This is a genomic window from Paenibacillus sp. GYB003, from assembly GCF_036577625.1.
Classification (GTDB): domain Bacteria; phylum Bacillota; class Bacilli; order Paenibacillales; family NBRC-103111; genus Paenibacillus_AB.
This window is the reverse complement of sequence record NZ_JARBDC010000060.1, coordinates 15,116-29,848: the sequence shown is the minus strand read 5'-3', so window position 1 is coordinate 29,848 and position 14,733 is coordinate 15,116. Positions and strand designations below refer to the sequence as shown.

The window sequence follows — 14,733 nt, the reverse complement described above, 5'->3', positions numbered from 1 at the left end:
CGCTCCTAAACTTCTATGATTTCTTCAATCGGCTCCGAATCGGGAAGGCGACGTCGAACAGGCCGAGCAGCGTAAGCAGCTGCATAATGAACGGCAACAGCACCATGAGCGGTCCGAGCACCACCACGATGGCGATCGGCACCGCCTTCGCCCATCCCCGCGTATCGGCGACGAAGAAGAAAAACGCGAACGCCTGCACCGCAAAAACGAACATTAAAATCGGCGTGACGTTAAGCAGCACCATGTCGATCATCGTGCCGCCCGTCCCCGTGAAAATAAACCCGAGCACAAGCGCGATCAAATAGTACCAGACGAACGACCGGGGCAGCATCCACTCTTTGGCGGGCCGCATCGCCGGAATCGTTTCTCCGCTGCGCACGAGCGCTTTCCGGACGATCCAGTGCGTCAGGACGCTGAAATAGAGCGATATGCCGATCAGATAAAGCGGCAGAAGCCGGATCATCATGTCGATCACGAGGTCGATCATATTTTGTGGCACCATCTGCTTCAGCTCGGCGGGCAGCGTGTCCAGACTGCCTCTGACGAACTCGCGCATTTCGCCCGCGACTTGGATGCCGGACAGCTGCGTCACAAGCAGAAACAGCAGCAATTGCGCCAAAAATGCGACCGCACCGCCGGTAATGACCGAACGCGCCGACGCTTTTCGCTTGTACAGAATACCCATGACGATGCTCGGAATGAGCAAACAAAACGAAACGAGCGAAGCGACCGTGCCCAAAATGCCGGCGCCGAACGCCGCGGTGACCCCATACACCACCAGCAGCGACAATGCATAGTAAAGAACGAATCGTTTCGTATCCAGCTTCACGAACAGGAAAACGGTCGGGATCATGGCCAGGCTGAGCGCAACCATGGCCAGCGAAGTAAACATGAGCAAGAGCAGCACCACCAGGATGAGGCTCCATAACAAGGCTTGCTTGTTCAACAAAACGTCACCTCTTAACGGAATCAGGTTACACCATAAACCGATTTCGCAGCTCCCGGCAACACGGCTCCTTTTTTCGGCTATGTTACAAATTATAGCACAAACCCCGGGCACTGTCCCGTTCGGCCCGCCCGCCGCAAAAACATCGATTTCCGGCGGCCGGCCGGCAGGAACGGCTTCGGCCGATCGCGAATTAGTGCTTATGGCATCGATTAGGAGGAGGGACATTTTTTGAAAAAACGGACGTTATCGATCTGGCTCGCCTGCTGCTTGCTGGCGCTGTGCGCCTTCGCTTCAAGCGCATCGGCCGCACCCTCTCCCGCGGAACGGTATGTCGTGTTCGGCGATTCGCTTGCGATCGGCTACGAGCCGGGCATGTCGGTCGGTTCGACGCCGTACGGCTACTCGGATCGCTTATACGAGCAGGCGCTTATACACGGCCGCGCCACGATTGCCAATTACGGCATCGCGGGACTGACGAGCTCGGGACTGAAAGCGATGCTGCAAGCCGTCGTCGACGGCAAAAACGTGAAGGGCGCCGACATTCAGCAATCGCTCCCCGACCCGCGCGCCGATCAGGTGCTGGCGAATGCGGCCACAATCAAATCCGATCTCGCGGCCGCGACCCTCGTCACGATTACGATCGGCGGCAACGACATCGGATCGAAAATGATCGCCGAGCTGAAGGATATGAGCGACGCCGAGCTGGAGGCTTATTCCGCAACCTTCATGAAAGCATATACCGATAATTTGACCTCCGCCCTGCAAAACATATTCACGATCAACAAAAACGTTCGCATCTACGTAGCGGATCAATATTCGCCCGTGCCGAGCTTTTTGAAGGCCGAGTACGCGAAGGCTCAAACGTTAAAAAATACGTTTACCGCAACGCTGAAGAAGATCGAGCAAACGTTCCGCGGGAACGGCTTCCAGGTGACGGCGGTTCCGGTCGCCGAAGCTTTTGTCGGCAGCGAAGGAACGTATACGCATATCGCCGAGAGAGACATTCATCCGAACCAGTCCGGGTATGACAAAATCGCCGAGCTGTTCGCCAAATCGATATGGGGCGATTATCGGACAGATTTGGCCCGTACGACCCCGATTACGGTCGTTGTCGGCGGCCGGACGATCGAAACGCCGCATGTGCCCGCTTTAATCGAGGGCAGTACGTTCGTGCCGCTTCGCGAATATGCCGAAGCGCTCGGAGCGACCGTCGGCTGGAACGACGAGACGAAAACGGCTACGGTCAGCGTCGGCGGCCGAAGCGTCGCGCTTACGATGGATTCGACGACCATTACGGTAGACGGCACCGCGAAAACGATCGATACCGCCCCGCCCCACGCGCATGAGAGCAACGGCGAAACGAAGACGTACATTCCGCTGCGGCTCATGGCGGAGGCGCTCGGCTTCGACGTTCAATACGTGCAGCAAAGCCGTACCGCTTACATTAATCCGTAAAAAGAAAAATGCCGCCGGTCGTCCCGGCGGCATTTCTTTGTATCTTCACCCGCTGTCAGCGCGCTTCCATCAGCTCGCGCATCCGCTTGCGGGCCCGATGGACGAGCGTCTTGATCGCATTTTCCGATACGCCGAACTGATCGGCGATTTCCTTGTACGTCATCCCCCGGTTCGCGAGCAGCAGCAGCACCTGGCGGTCGCGGGCCTTCAGCTCGCCGAGCGCCCGGCTAATTTCGAGCCGCAGCTCGGCGATGGCGGCTTCCCCTTCCGGCGATCCGTCCGATACCGGCATATCCGGAATCGATTCGAGCGGAACGTGCAGCGCTCTCCTCTTTTTCCGCCACTGGTCGACGAACAAATGATAGCCCGTCTTGAACAGCCACGCCTTCGCCGTCTCCGGCTGCACCCGCTTCTCGTACATGCGGACGAACGTCTCCTGCGCCAAATCGGCCGCCTCGCTATCGTTTCCGGTACGCCGCGCCAAATAACGGTGCAGCGGCAGCCGATACATTTTATATATGTGTTGGAACGACAGTTCTTCAGCTTGTGTCATGATCCGGTCCAGCCTCTTTCATCCCGCTTTTTCGCTTACGAAACCATTGTATCTCGTAAACCTTAAGGAGAATGAACCGGAATTCTTAACTTTCTCTTAAATAGTCCTTACGGCTTTGTCCGCGTACGAAAAAAGACAGAGCACGGACGCTCTGCCTTTGTTTCGCACGATTTCGCTCGCGGCTCCGTTGTCCCGGATTACTCCGTCGTATACGGGAGCAGCGCGATTTGACGGGAACGCTTGATCGCGATCGTCAGCATGCGTTGGTACTTCGCGGAAGTACCCGTAACGCGGCGAGGCAAAATTTTGCCGCGCTCGCTGATGAACTTTTTCAACGTTTCCGTATCTTTATAGTCAATGTGAGTAATTTTGTTGGCAGTGAAGTAGCACACTTTGCGGCGCTTGTTGCGGCCTTTTTTGGAGAACTTGCGTTCGCCGCGGTCTTCTCCGCCCTCACGTCTGTTGCTCATGCGAGATTCATTCCTTTCTGCCTAGAATGGCAAATCGTCATCGGAAATATCGATGGGTTTCCCGTCGTCCGAGAACGGATCTTGATTGTCCCGCGAACCGCCGTACCGGCTGCCACCGCTGTTCCCTCCGCCGTTTCCACCGCTTCCGCCTCCGCCGAATTCGTCGCGGCTCGCGTCCTTGTTGGCCGATTCCAGAAAACGCACGTTATCGGCGATAACTTCGGTCACGTATACCCGCTTGCCTTCGTTGTTGTCGTAGTTGCGAACTTGTATGCGGCCTTCGACCGCCGTCAATCGGCCCTTGCGCAAATAGTTCGCGCACGTTTCCGCCAATTGGCGCCAAGTCACTATCGGTATGAAATCGGCTTCGCGCTGGTTTTGCTGGTTCGAGAACGGCCGGTCCACCGCAATCGTAAACTGCGTGACGGCAACGCCGGAAGGCGTATACCGCAGCTCCGGATCGCGCGTCAGCCTGCCGATCAGAATAACACGGTTCAACAATCGAAACCCCTCCCTAACGGTTCGACTACTTCAAACAATCGTAAACGATCAAGCTACGTCTCTGACGATCAAGTAACGAATGATTTCGTCGGAAATCTTCATTACGCGGTCAAGCTCCGTAATGACGTCGTTATTGGCGTTGAATTGCACCAAAACGTAAATCCCGTCACGGAACTTGTTGATCTCATACGCAAGACGGCGCTTTCCCATTACGTCGTGCTTCGTAATCTCGCCACCGTTGCCGATGATGCCTTGGAACTTCTCGATCGTCGCTTGAACGGCTTCCTGCTCGAGGTCGGAGCGAATGATGTACATCACTTCGTATTTGCGCATGAATGGTCACCTCCTTCTGGACTTAGCGGCTTCCGGACAAGCCGGAAGCAAGGAGCGGGCTTTGCAGTCAAAACTCGCACCTTATAACTATATCAAATCGGCAGCGGCAATACAAGTCGAACGATGCGGCGAAAGACCCGCTATCCGATGCAAAATATGGACGGCTCCTCCGGGCATGTTTTTCGTCCCCTCGCGCAACCTATGGAATGCAAACCATTCACAAAGAGCCCCGGAGGTGACGACGATGGGAGAACAAACCGAATTCAAGCCCGGCATGACCGCCCCGAACGACGGAACGTACATCGAGATCGGCGAGAACGATTTCCATATGGGCATTACGAATCCGAAGCAAATCAAGCTGAAGCAAGGCGACAAGTTCCCGGAAACGACGAATAAAGACCGCAAATGGACGAAAAAAGGAAACGACTGATCCGATTGCTGTTCTCATACAAAAAACCTCCTACCCGTCGAGTAGGAGGTCGTTGTTCGTTTCTTGCTTAAGAACGGAAAGGGTGGGATTCGAACCCACGCACGCCTTGCGACGCCTAGCTGATTTCGAGTCAGCCCCCTTGGGCCTCTTGGGTACCTTTCCGCATCGGCCTAATCCCCAAAAAATGAGGACAAGAGATATTATAGCATACCCTTTCGGAAATTCGCAAGACCTCTTAAGCGGAAATTTTTTATAAATGCTTTGCCGTTTCCGGAACGCTCATTGCTCGTTCGATGCGGCCGAACGCAGCACCTTCTTCATCTTTTTCTCGAATTCGGCGCGCGGAATGAGCACGCTGTGCTTGCATTGGACGCATTTGATCCGGATGTCCATCCCCATCCGAATAATTTCCCATTCGTTCGTTCCGCACGGATGCGGCTTTTTCATTTGCACGACATCGCCCAGCTCGAACTGCTTCCGTTCCATTGCGTCGTCCCTCCTCTTATCCGATTTTTTTCAAGCCGTTTTGCTCCAATGCGCGCATCAGCTCGAAATTCAATCCCCGTATCACTTCGGCCTGCGTATTCGGTCTGCACTCCACCGAGATGCGCAGCGTCACTTCCGTATTCGTTACCGCTTGTACGCCCAATACGGCCGGCTCTTTGACGATCAAGTCGCTGCTTGCGTATACGCGATTGACGGTCTCCTTCGTCACCTGCATCGCTTTCTCCAAATCGGCTTCGTACGCAATCGTCACGTCGACGACCGCAAGCGAATTATGGCTGGAGAAGTTCGTCACTTGAGTGATGAGACCGTTCGGAATAATATGAACTTCGCCGGTACCGCTGCGAACGCGCGTCACGCGGATGCCGATCTCCTCGACCGTTCCTTTGAACGCGCCGGTCTGAATGACGTCGCCGACGGCAAACTGGTCTTCGAATATGATGAAGAAGCCGGTAATAACGTCTTTGACCAGGCTCTGCGCACCGAAGCCGATCGCGAGCCCGAGAACGCCGGCTCCGGCCAAAATCGGCGCCAGATTGAATCCGAACTGGGACAAAATCAAAATGATGACGAAGAAATTGACGGTCGAAGATATGAGACTGCCGACCAGCTTGCCGATCGTCTTCGTACGTCTCGGATCGAATTTCAGCGGACTTTTTTCCCGTTCCTGCACCATATGCTGAACCGCCCGCCGCGTGATCGTATTGACGATCCGACCTACCGCGTAAATGACGATCACTTTGATCAGAATCGTCAGCCATGTCGTCCAATTGTTCGGATTCATCATGTAGGCCCACGTATCTTGCTTGAATTTCGCCCACCAACCGATATCGCCCAACATGGCGATCAATAAACCTTGCCCGTTCATGATAGCTCCCTCCGCATTCAGTTCGGACTTCCCATTACCAACTCGTACCGTTCGTCCATTTTTCTGAAAATTCCGCGAATTTCCACACTTTCTTGCTCGATTATCGCTTTCACCTGCTCGAAGCGTTCGGCCGGAAAATCGATCGACAACGCGCAGCCCGCCGTTATTTCTTTCGGAGTCGGTCTTATATCGATTTCCACGTCGGCATATTCGAGCAGCATTTCGGTCCGCAGCGCCTGCTGGGTCGAATCGAACGCGATCAGCATCGTTTCCAGCAAAACCACCGCCTTATTCGATCAATTCGAAATGTTGTTTCGATTCTCTCATTCTTCTACGTATAAACGAGCCTTCTTTTTCGTATACTAGTAGAAATTATCCATGTCGATCGATTTGGGAGGAACCGTCCATGAAGTTTCCGCTCGGTTTATTCAACAAAAACGATCCCGCCTCGTACCGGTTCAACTATAGCGACCCTGACGTCGTGGACTCGTTAACGGAACGTTTATATCAATATTTCTCGCTTGTGCCGGACTACAAGCAAATCGTTTTCGTATGTATCGGCACCGACCGTTCGACGGGCGATTCGCTCGGCCCCCTCATCGGCACACTCCTGTATAAATATCATTACAGCGGCCTTCACCTGTTCGGCACGCTGGACGAGCCGGTGCATGCGATGAACTTGAACGAATCGATTGCGGAGATCGAACGGTTGTACGACTCCCCTTATATTGTCGCCATAGACGCCTGTCTCGGTCAAGTATCCAGCGTCGGCTGCATAACCGTTGCCGACGGTCCGGTAAAGCCCGGCGCCGGCGTGCAAAAAGAATTGCCCGCGCTCGGTCATATGCACGTGACGGGCATCGTGAACGTCGGCGGGTTCATGGAGTATTTCGTTTTGCAAAACACGAGACTGAGCGTCGTGATGAAAATGTCGGAAATTATTTCGCGCTCGATTTTCCGTTCGCTTATGATGGCCAGACGCATCACTTCGACTGGACAAGTTCCGAGCATTGATTGATCGCTTCTTTTTCTTCCGGAGTCAATCGGTAAGCGGATTGCCCGCCGGATATCGGTTTCGCGTACATATGCGTTTCGTCGCGGTTGTGAATGCCGGATAATACGACTCCGTCCTGCTTCTCGCTTAAGATCGCGACGGAGAAGCTGAGATCCGAGCCTCTTTCGCCGAAAGCATTATACCGGACAACCCCGATTTTCGACACCATCGTTTGCATGGACGATTCGATACGATCGATTCGCGCGCTTTCCGTTTGGAGCGACGCAACGGCCGTATCGATTTTGTTTTTATAATCGAACAGTACTTGCTCCAGGTTCGTCACGTTCAACTCGCCCATCATTTTTTCGTACGTTTTTCGCAATTTGGACAACTTGACCGAAAGGGCGATCACAACGATTAGAAGAATAACGAACATCAGCGCGATGACGATACCGGCGGCGAGCAAGTAGACGGGTTGCAGCGAATTAGCCCATTCGTTCAACGTTTTCGGTTCCTTTCTCCCTTATTCATGAACAACAGTTCGTTAAACCGAGCTGCGGTAATGCTTGCTTATTTCTTTCATCGCTCCGATCAAATCGTCGATCTCGGAGTCGGTCGTAAAGTATCCGATGCTTGCCCGAACCGCCCCCGTCTTCGTCGTACCGGCCGCCTCATGGGCCAGCGGCGTACAATGATAGCCTGCACGCACGGCGATTTGAAAGCTTTGATCCAAAATAAACGCCACTTCCGATGCATCGGCTTGATCCAGCACGAACGAGGCAATCCCCGTCTTCGGTTCGCCAAGCTTGGGACCTAGCAGCTTCAAGCCATCGACGGACTGCAATCCTTCCATAAGCCTTTGAATTTGATTCCATTCTTTATTATGGATCGCCTCGACGCCTTCATGCAGTACAAATTTTACACCTTCCTTCAATCCGGCGATCCCTACCGTATTTTGCGTCCCGGCTTCGTATCGGTCCGGCCTTACCGTCGGCTGATCGATCGCCTCGGACTGGCTTCCCGTCCCCCCGTGCAGCAGCGGGGTCAGCTCCAGATCGGGATGAATGTACAAACCTCCCGTTCCTTGCGGCCCCAGAAGTCCTTTATGCCCCGGAAATGCGAACATATCGATCCCCATCCGTTCGACATGGATCGGAATGATACCGGCCGTTTGCGCGCCGTCGACGAGCAGCCTGGCCCCTTTCCGCTTCGTTAATTCGACAATCCGTTCGATCGGCAATATCGTACCGAGCAAGTTCGAGCTATGGTTGCAAACAACGAGCGTCGTGTTCGATTGAAACGCTTGTTCGACATCCTCGACTCGAACTTGCCCTTCGGCATTCGCTTCCACATAAGTCACTTGCACGCCCATTTGTTTCCTCAAAAATTCGAGCGGTCTGCGCACCGAGTTATGCTCCACGTTTGTGCAAATGACATGGTCCCCTTGCTTTACGAAGCCTTTAATCGCTTCATTGAGCGCCATCGTCGTATTGAGCGCGTACGAAATGTCGTTAGGATTGCGCACCCCGATCAGCTTCGCGATCGCGCTTCTCGTCTCGAACAAGATACGGCTCGCCTTGACCGCCATCTGATGACTGCCTCTCCCCGGGTTGGCGGCCATTTGCATACACTCGCTCATCGCTTCCCATACGGCGGGCGGCTTAGGCCATGATGACGCCGCATTATCCAAATAGGTAATAGTCATCGAGAACAGGCCTCCACTTCCAGACGCTTAACGAATTTCGATTGTCGTTTCGTCGAAAAAGCATACCAAGCGGCCCTTTGTCGGGTTAAGCATTGGTATGCTCGATTCGTTGCGCCGTCAGCTTATTTTTCCCTGCAGCAGTTCCAGCAATCGTTCCAAATCATCCTTGGAATAATACAATAACTCAATTTTTCCTTTATCGTTTTGATGCTTGATTTTCACCGTTGTCCGATATCGATCGCGCAATGTCTCTTCCAGTTGGTCGATATACGGGTCGCTTTTCCTTTCCTTCCCTTTCTCCTTTTGCGGCTGCTTCGCATCCTCCAGCTGCTTGATGTAGTCCTCCAGAAAACGGACGCTCCACTCGTTTTTGATCGTTAAATCGGCCAGCTCTTTTTTCGTCTTGTCGTCCTTCACCCCGACGATCGCACGCGCGTGCCCCATCGATAATGTTCCACGTGAAACATGCTGTTTCACTTCCTCAGGCAGCTGCAGAAGCCGTAAAAAGTTGGCGATATGCGAACGGCTTTTGCCGACTTTTACCGAAAGCTCCTCTTGCGTAAATTGAAACTGCTCGACTAGCGCTTGATACGCGTTTGCGATTTCGATCGCATTCAAATCTTCCCGCTGCACGTTTTCGATCAGTGCGATTTCCATCACTTGCTGGTCGGAAAAATTGCGGATAACGGCCGGTATTTTTTCGAGCCCGCATTGCTGCGAAGCGCGGAATCTGCGTTCTCCGGCAATGATTTCGAATCCCCGAAGCACGCTGCGAACGATGATCGGCTGAATGACGCCGTGCTCTTTAATCGATTGGGCGAGCTCGCTAATGGAATCTTCATGGAATGTTTTGCGCGGCTGATACGGATTCGGACGAAGATCCTTCAAGGGGATTTCCACTACTTTATCTTCTTCGCTCACATGAAGCGACGGGATCAGCGCGTCCAGACCTTTTCCGAGACGCTTACTCATAGGAGACCACTTCCTTCGCCAATTCCAAATATACTTCCGCTCCCTTGGAGCGCGGATCGTAAGTTATGATGGATTGCCCGTGACTGGGAGCCTCGCTTAAGCGCACATTGCGCGGAATAATTGTTTGGTACACCTTTTGTTGAAAATATTTTTTCACTTCTTCAATGACCTGAATACCCAAATTCGTTCTCGCATCGAACATCGTAAGCAGCACTCCTTCGATTTGGAGGCTTGTGTTCAAATGCTTTTGAACGAGTCGGACCGTATTGAGCAATTGGCTCAATCCTTCCAAAGCGTAATATTCGCATTGGATCGGAATGATGACGGAGTCGGCCGCCGTAAGCGAATTGATCGTCAAAATGCCCAGCGACGGCGGGCAATCGATCAAAATGTAATCAAAATGATGCTTGACGAGCTGCAGCGACTTTTTCAACCGTACTTCACGGGAAATCGTCGGCACGAGCTCGATCTCCGCACCGGCCAGCTGGATCGTTGCGGGTATGATCTTTAAATTTTCTATCGCTGTGCCCATAATCGCATCTTTCGGATGCACATCGTTTATGATGACATCATAAATACAAGACACGACATCGGCCTTGTTAATGCCGATTCCGCTCGTCGTATTCCCTTGCGGGTCTATATCTACAAGCAACACCCGTTTGCCCAAGGTGGCCAAACAAGCGCCCAAATTGACGGATGTCGTCGTTTTCCCGACACCGCCCTTTTGATTCGCAATTGCGATCGTCTTAGCCAACATCTTCACCTCAATCGATAATCCATACACGGGCGCATGCAAACCGTGCATCCTACACCTAACGCCTCATTATACCATTTTCCCCTATCAGAATGCTAACGCAAAAACGCTAAAAAGCTAGATTTCAATCGAAAAATGTTAGAAAAACTTGGCTCGCCGCCGTACATGGGCTTATATGTAAACGCGGTTGTCGAATCTAGCAAGTTTCTCTATCAAGTTGATCGAGAGACAGAAGAAAAGAAAAGCCCCATGAAATGGAGCTGGAATGTCGAAGTCGCGTTTAATGTTTTTTCGGAATTCGGATAATGAATTCATAGTGATCGTCGTGATCTTTTTCGTCGGTTTTTATTTGCAGACCGGAGCCGGCCACCATTTCGACCGATTGACGAATCGTATTAAGGGCCAATCGAATATCTTTGGAAAATGACACCCGCTTGCTTTTTTTAATGGCCGCCGCTTCTTTATAATAGGTCACTCTAGCTTCCGTTTGCTTCACATTCAAATCTTTCGTTATAACATCGTTTAATACTTTCAGCTGCAGTTCTTCGCTGTCCAGCGAGAGCAGCGCCCGCGCATGCCGTTCCGTAATTTTCCGTTCCAGCAGCGATTGCTTGACCGGTTCGCTTAAATTGAGGAGCCTGATTTTATTGGCGATCGTCGATTGGCTTTTGCCGAGACGTTGAGCCAAGCTTTCCTGTGTCAGTCCGTGAATCTCCATCAGCTGCTGATAAGCGATCGCCTCTTCGATCGCCGTCAGTCCTTCCCGCTGCAAATTTTCAATTAATGCGATTGACGCGGCCTGCGCGTCGTTGAATTCGCGGACGATCGCCGGAACGGTATCCATCCCGAGTTTCTTAACCGCACGCCATCTGCGTTCTCCGGCGATAATTTCAAATTTTTGATTCCGGACCCGAACGACGATCGGTTGTATGACCCCGTGAGTTTTGATCGTTTGACAAAGTTCATCGATACGTTCATCGTCGAAAATCGTCCTCGGCTGATAAGGACTAGGCACGATTTCATGTACGGATATGTTTTTGACTTCGTCTTGGCTCGTTCGCTCCGAGAACCCGAATAGCTTGGAGAATTGTTCTTTCATATGGAAACCAATCACCCAATTCCTTTCGTCGCTATGAAAGCCTTGTCCGAGGGTTCCCCATCCAGGTTACGCGGCTCTTCGCTGCCGTCCTACTATTCGACTTGCAATGGCTGACATAAGGGTCAGTGTCGATACTGTTTCGGCGACCGGTCTGCACGCCAACACCCCCCGGCACCGGCAGCATGCAGCATTCTCCTCGCGCGATTTTACAAAGCCGTTTTATATCGATCCAAAAGTCGTCTTTGGACCTCGAATCAGCCGAAAACCCCGCTCTAAACCAGCCAATCACTCGCCGGAATACGAGTTCTGCAAGCATGCTGCATCGGCCCTCCTTCTTCCGCATTGGGGGCCTTGCCGACGTTGAAAACCTGTTTTTCACTCGCCCATCTACTATATAATAATTCTCCAAAGACGGTCGATTTCCTGCCTATCCCATCGAAACAATTTGTGAATGTTTCACGTGGAACAATTAACGCGGCGCTCCAATTAGCGGCTGCTTTAAAGGCAGTCCCGCCTTTCGCGGATACTTTTGCGGCGTCGCCCCAACCTTCTCGATCAAAATGATATGCCGGGAAGATTGCTCGATCGGAAGCTGGAACGATGCGACCGATTTTACGACTCCGCGAAGCTGCCTCAAGCTGAACGCAGCCTCGCGCAGCTCCTCCTCGGGATCGGCCCCTTTCATCGCAGCAAATAGGCCCGATTTGCGCACAAAAGGAAGGCAAAATTCGGCGAGCACGTTCAGACGGGCAACGGCCCGCGCGGTCACAAGATCGTAGCTGTCCCGTTGTCCATTCATGCGAGCGACATCTTCCGCCCGCCCGTGTATACAAGTAACATGCTCCAGCCCCAGCGATTGAACGAGATGATTCAAAAACTGAATGCGTTTGTTTAGCGAATCGACGATCGTTACGCGCAAATGCGGGAATACGATGCGAAGCGGAATACTGGGAAACCCGGCTCCGGAACCGATATCGGCTATCGTTGAAAGTTCGGACATCGGAACGAAAAAAGAAAGAGAGAGCGAATCGTAAAAATGCTTCATATAGACCTGCTCTCTCTCGGTAATCCCCGTCAAATTCATTTTTTCGTTCCAAGAAACAAGCTCGCGAAAATACGTCTCGAATTGCTCCCATTGCTTATCGGACAACTGGAGCTGCCGTTCGGCAAGCAGCTCGGTAAACAGCTTTTTCACATCGTCCATCGGTGTCAGCCTCTTGCCGCAGCGGTTTTGTTATGCTGCTCCAAATAAACGAGAAGAATCGAAATGTCGGCAGGCGTTACCCCGGAAATGCGCGACGCCTGCCCGATCGAAATCGGCCGGATTTGCGCAAGCTTCTGCTTCGCTTCGTTGGCGATCCCGTGAATTTCCGCATAATTTAAATTTTCCGGAAGCTTTTTCTTTTCCATTTTCGCGAGACGTTCGACATGGATCAGCTGCTTCTCGATATACCCTTCGTATTTGATCTGGATTTCGACCTGCTCCTTCATCTCCTCGTTCAATTCGAACGGCGACGGAGACAGCTGCTCCAAATGCGCGTATGTCACTTCCGGCCGGCGGAGCAGCGAAATCATATCGACGGCGTTGTTCAGCGGTACGGTGCCGAGCTCGGTCAAAAGCTGCTGAACATGCGGCTCCGGACGCAGCTTCGTCGTTTTCAACCGATCGATTTCGAGCGCCACGGTCGATTTTTTATGCATAAACTTTTGATACCGCTCCTCGGAAATAAGCCCGATCTCGTACCCGATCGGAGTAAGCCGCAAATCGGCGTTGTCGTGACGGAGCAGCAGCCGGTATTCGGCTCTCGACGTAAGCAGACGGTAAGGCTCGCTCGTGCCTTTCGTAACGAGATCGTCGATCAGAACGCCGATATAGCCTTGCGACCGTTCCAGCACGACAGGCTCTTTCCCCTGCACTTTGCGGGCCGCATTGATGCCGGCCATTATCCCCTGCCCGGCCGCTTCCTCGTAGCCGGACGTCCCGTTAATTTGCCCTGCGGTGAACAGACCTTGGACCCGCTTCGTCTCCAAAGAAGGCCACAGCTGCGTCGGGACGATCGCGTCATACTCGATCGCATAGCCGGTACGCATCATTTTAACGTTCTCGAGACCGGGGATCGACCGCAAAATGCTCAACTGCACTTCCTCCGGCATGCTGGTGGAAAGCCCCTGCACGTAATATTCCGACGTATGGCGGCCTTCCGGCTCCAAAAAGATTTGATGCTTCGGCTTATCGCTGAAGCGGACGATTTTATCTTCGATCGACGGACAATAGCGCGGACCGGTCCCTTCGATCGCCCCGGAAAACATCGGAGCGCGATGAAGATTGCTGTTAATGATTTCATGCGTATCGGCCGACGTGTACGTAAGCCAGCACGGCAGCTGCTCGCGGACGAACGGCTCGGTTTCGTACGAAAAATATTTCGGCTGCTCGTCTCCGGGCTGAATTTCCATCTTCGCGAAGTCGATCGTATCTTTATGCACGCGCGGCGGAGTTCCGGTTTTGAACCGGACCAGCTCGAAGCCGAGCGATCTCAAGCTTTCCGACAGCTTTACGGACGGCTGCTGGTTGTTCGGCCCGCTCTCGTACATCAAATCGCCCATGATTACTTTGCCGCGCAAGTACGTGCCGGTCGTCAGCACGATCGCTTTGCCGTAATACTCGGCGCCCGTCTTCGTCACGACGCCTTTGCAGACGCCGTCTTCGACGATCAGCTCCTCGACCATGCCTTGGCGAAGCGTCAGCTTGGGCTGCTTCTCGATCGTTTCCTTCATCGTATGCTGGTACAAAAATTTGTCGGCTTGCGCGCGAAGCGCATGAACCGCCGGGCCTTTCCCGGTATTGAGCATGCGCAGCTGAATAAACGTTTTATCGATATTGCGTCCCATCTCGCCGCCGAGCGCATCGATTTCCCGGACGACATGTCCTTTCGCCGGCCCCCCGATCGAAGGATTGCACGGCATAAACGCAACCATATCCAAATTGATCGTAAGCAGCAGCGTTTCGCACCCCATGCGTGCGGAAGCGAGCGCCGCCTCGCAGCCGGCATGCCCGGCTCCGATTACGATGACGTCGTATTGACCCGCCGAATAGTTGTTCACGATAAAACCTCCCTTGCCTTCTTGTATAGCACGAACATTTGTTC

18 protein-coding genes and 1 tRNA gene are annotated in these 14,733 nt (G+C 52.9%); 3 read left to right on the top strand and 16 right to left on the bottom strand.

Features of this window, described 5'->3' with window-relative positions; genetic code table 11:
- Positions 1 to 13: 13 nt before the first annotated feature.
- Positions 14 to 946 carry a DUF2232 domain-containing protein gene (locus tag PV407_RS19380; protein WP_332091620.1) on the bottom strand — a complete coding sequence of 311 codons (933 nt, stop codon included), beginning with the start codon at positions 944 to 946 and terminating at the stop codon, positions 14 to 16.
- Between the two features lie 231 nt (positions 947 to 1,177).
- Between PV407_RS19380 and PV407_RS19375 the strand changes: the two genes are divergently transcribed.
- Positions 1,178 to 2,404 carry a stalk domain-containing protein gene (locus tag PV407_RS19375; protein ID WP_332091619.1) on the top strand — a complete coding sequence of 409 codons (1,227 nt, stop codon included), beginning with the start codon at positions 1,178 to 1,180 and terminating at the stop codon, positions 2,402 to 2,404.
- 55 nt (positions 2,405 to 2,459) lie between these two features.
- On the opposite strand, the gene PV407_RS19370 is transcribed toward PV407_RS19375, so the two are convergent.
- From PV407_RS19370 to rpsF, 4 genes are all read right to left on the bottom strand, one after another.
- Positions 2,460 to 2,957, bottom strand: coding sequence for an RNA polymerase sigma factor (locus PV407_RS19370; RefSeq protein ID WP_332091618.1), 498 nt, complete (start codon positions 2,955 to 2,957; stop codon positions 2,460 to 2,462).
- 197 nt (positions 2,958 to 3,154) lie between these two features.
- Complete coding sequence (gene rpsR, locus PV407_RS19365) at positions 3,155 to 3,427, bottom strand: 30S ribosomal protein S18 (RefSeq protein WP_332091617.1); 273 nt, start codon at positions 3,425 to 3,427, stop codon at positions 3,155 to 3,157.
- 21 nt (positions 3,428 to 3,448) lie between these two features.
- Positions 3,449 to 3,928, bottom strand: coding sequence for a single-stranded DNA-binding protein (gene ssb, locus PV407_RS19360; protein WP_332091616.1), 480 nt, complete (start codon positions 3,926 to 3,928; stop codon positions 3,449 to 3,451).
- Positions 3,929 to 3,976: 48 nt separating this feature from the next.
- Positions 3,977 to 4,261 carry a 30S ribosomal protein S6 gene (rpsF, locus tag PV407_RS19355; protein ID WP_332091615.1) on the bottom strand — a complete coding sequence of 95 codons (285 nt, stop codon included), beginning with the start codon at positions 4,259 to 4,261 and terminating at the stop codon, positions 3,977 to 3,979.
- Between the two features lie 244 nt (positions 4,262 to 4,505).
- On the opposite strand from rpsF, the gene PV407_RS19350 reads away from it, so the two are divergent.
- Complete coding sequence (locus PV407_RS19350) at positions 4,506 to 4,691, top strand: YjzC family protein (protein ID WP_332091614.1); 186 nt, start codon at positions 4,506 to 4,508, stop codon at positions 4,689 to 4,691.
- A gap of 74 nt (positions 4,692 to 4,765) precedes the next feature.
- Here PV407_RS19350 and PV407_RS19345 read toward each other — a convergent pair.
- The 4 genes from PV407_RS19345 to PV407_RS19330 all read right to left on the bottom strand — a co-directional run bounded on the left by PV407_RS19345 (position 4,766) and on the right by PV407_RS19330 (position 6,329).
- Positions 4,766 to 4,853, bottom strand: a tRNA-Ser gene (locus PV407_RS19345).
- Positions 4,854 to 4,970: 117 nt separating this feature from the next.
- A complete protein-coding gene (locus tag PV407_RS19340) occupies positions 4,971 to 5,177 on the bottom strand; it encodes a DUF951 domain-containing protein (RefSeq protein ID WP_332091613.1) in 207 nt (68 codons plus the stop codon).
- 16 nt (positions 5,178 to 5,193) lie between these two features.
- Positions 5,194 to 6,063: a mechanosensitive ion channel family protein gene (locus PV407_RS19335; protein ID WP_332091612.1), complete on the bottom strand. Its 870-nt coding sequence runs from the start codon at positions 6,061 to 6,063 to the stop codon at positions 5,194 to 5,196.
- Between the two features lie 17 nt (positions 6,064 to 6,080).
- A complete protein-coding gene (locus tag PV407_RS19330; protein WP_442951684.1) occupies positions 6,081 to 6,329 on the bottom strand; it encodes a DUF3343 domain-containing protein in 249 nt (82 codons plus the stop codon).
- Between the two features lie 140 nt (positions 6,330 to 6,469).
- Here PV407_RS19330 and yyaC point away from each other — a divergent pair, with 140 nt between their 5' ends.
- Positions 6,470 to 7,081 carry a spore protease YyaC gene (gene yyaC / locus PV407_RS19325; protein WP_332091610.1) on the top strand — a complete coding sequence of 204 codons (612 nt, stop codon included), beginning with the start codon at positions 6,470 to 6,472 and terminating at the stop codon, positions 7,079 to 7,081.
- Here the strand turns inward: yyaC and PV407_RS19320 are convergent.
- From PV407_RS19320 to mnmG, 7 genes are all read right to left on the bottom strand, one after another.
- Positions 7,047 to 7,559 carry a DUF4446 family protein gene (locus tag PV407_RS19320; protein WP_332091609.1) on the bottom strand — a complete coding sequence of 171 codons (513 nt, stop codon included), beginning with the start codon at positions 7,557 to 7,559 and terminating at the stop codon, positions 7,047 to 7,049. The two genes, yyaC and PV407_RS19320, sit on opposite strands and share 35 nt — an antisense overlap.
- A gap of 42 nt (positions 7,560 to 7,601) precedes the next feature.
- Positions 7,602 to 8,762: an aminotransferase class V-fold PLP-dependent enzyme gene (locus PV407_RS19315; RefSeq protein WP_332091608.1), complete on the bottom strand. Its 1,161-nt coding sequence runs from the start codon at positions 8,760 to 8,762 to the stop codon at positions 7,602 to 7,604.
- Positions 8,763 to 8,879: 117 nt separating this feature from the next.
- Positions 8,880 to 9,734, bottom strand: coding sequence for a ParB/RepB/Spo0J family partition protein (locus PV407_RS19310; protein WP_332091607.1), 855 nt, complete (start codon positions 9,732 to 9,734; stop codon positions 8,880 to 8,882).
- Positions 9,727 to 10,488: a ParA family protein gene (locus PV407_RS19305; RefSeq protein WP_332091708.1), complete on the bottom strand. Its 762-nt coding sequence runs from the start codon at positions 10,486 to 10,488 to the stop codon at positions 9,727 to 9,729. Before PV407_RS19305 ends, PV407_RS19310 begins: the two co-directional genes overlap by 8 nt.
- Before the next feature lie 280 nt (positions 10,489 to 10,768).
- On the bottom strand, positions 10,769 to 11,587 hold the full coding sequence (gene noc / locus PV407_RS19300; protein WP_332091606.1) for a nucleoid occlusion protein: 819 nt from the start codon (positions 11,585 to 11,587) through the stop codon (positions 10,769 to 10,771).
- Between the two features lie 469 nt (positions 11,588 to 12,056).
- Positions 12,057 to 12,791, bottom strand: a complete 735-nt coding sequence (gene rsmG / locus PV407_RS19295) for a 16S rRNA (guanine(527)-N(7))-methyltransferase RsmG (protein WP_332091605.1) — start codon at positions 12,789 to 12,791, stop codon at positions 12,057 to 12,059.
- A 5-nt stretch (positions 12,792 to 12,796) separates the two neighbouring features.
- Positions 12,797 to 14,689, bottom strand: a complete 1,893-nt coding sequence (mnmG, locus tag PV407_RS19290; RefSeq protein WP_332091604.1) for a tRNA uridine-5-carboxymethylaminomethyl(34) synthesis enzyme MnmG — start codon at positions 14,687 to 14,689, stop codon at positions 12,797 to 12,799.
- Between the last annotated feature and the right edge of the window lie 44 nt (positions 14,690 to 14,733).

What these genes read in the sequence shown, in the direction of transcription:
- PV407_RS19370 (WP_332091618.1), bottom strand. Translation starts at nt 2,957, where the DNA reads ATGACACAAGCTGAAGAACTGTCGTTCCAACACATATATAAAATGTAT.
- rpsR (WP_332091617.1), bottom strand. Translation starts at nt 3,427, where the DNA reads ATGAGCAACAGACGTGAGGGCGGAGAAGACCGCGGCGAACGCAAGTTC.
- rpsF (WP_332091615.1), bottom strand. Translation starts at nt 4,261, where the DNA reads ATGCGCAAATACGAAGTGATGTACATCATTCGCTCCGACCTCGAGCAG.
- PV407_RS19350 (WP_332091614.1), top strand. Translation starts at nt 4,506, where the DNA reads ATGGGAGAACAAACCGAATTCAAGCCCGGCATGACCGCCCCGAACGAC.
- PV407_RS19340 (WP_332091613.1), bottom strand. Translation starts at nt 5,177, where the DNA reads ATGGAACGGAAGCAGTTCGAGCTGGGCGATGTCGTGCAAATGAAAAAG.
- PV407_RS19335 (WP_332091612.1), bottom strand. Translation starts at nt 6,063, where the DNA reads ATGAACGGGCAAGGTTTATTGATCGCCATGTTGGGCGATATCGGTTGG.
- PV407_RS19330 (WP_442951684.1), bottom strand. Translation starts at nt 6,329, where the DNA reads ATGCTGATCGCGTTCGATTCGACCCAGCAGGCGCTGCGGACCGAAATG.
- yyaC (WP_332091610.1), top strand. Translation starts at nt 6,470, where the DNA reads ATGAAGTTTCCGCTCGGTTTATTCAACAAAAACGATCCCGCCTCGTAC.
- PV407_RS19315 (WP_332091608.1), bottom strand. Translation starts at nt 8,762, where the DNA reads ATGACTATTACCTATTTGGATAATGCGGCGTCATCATGGCCTAAGCCG.
- PV407_RS19310 (WP_332091607.1), bottom strand. Translation starts at nt 9,734, where the DNA reads ATGAGTAAGCGTCTCGGAAAAGGTCTGGACGCGCTGATCCCGTCGCTT.
- noc (WP_332091606.1), bottom strand. Translation starts at nt 11,587, where the DNA reads ATGAAAGAACAATTCTCCAAGCTATTCGGGTTCTCGGAGCGAACGAGC.
- rsmG (WP_332091605.1), bottom strand. Translation starts at nt 12,791, where the DNA reads ATGGACGATGTGAAAAAGCTGTTTACCGAGCTGCTTGCCGAACGGCAG.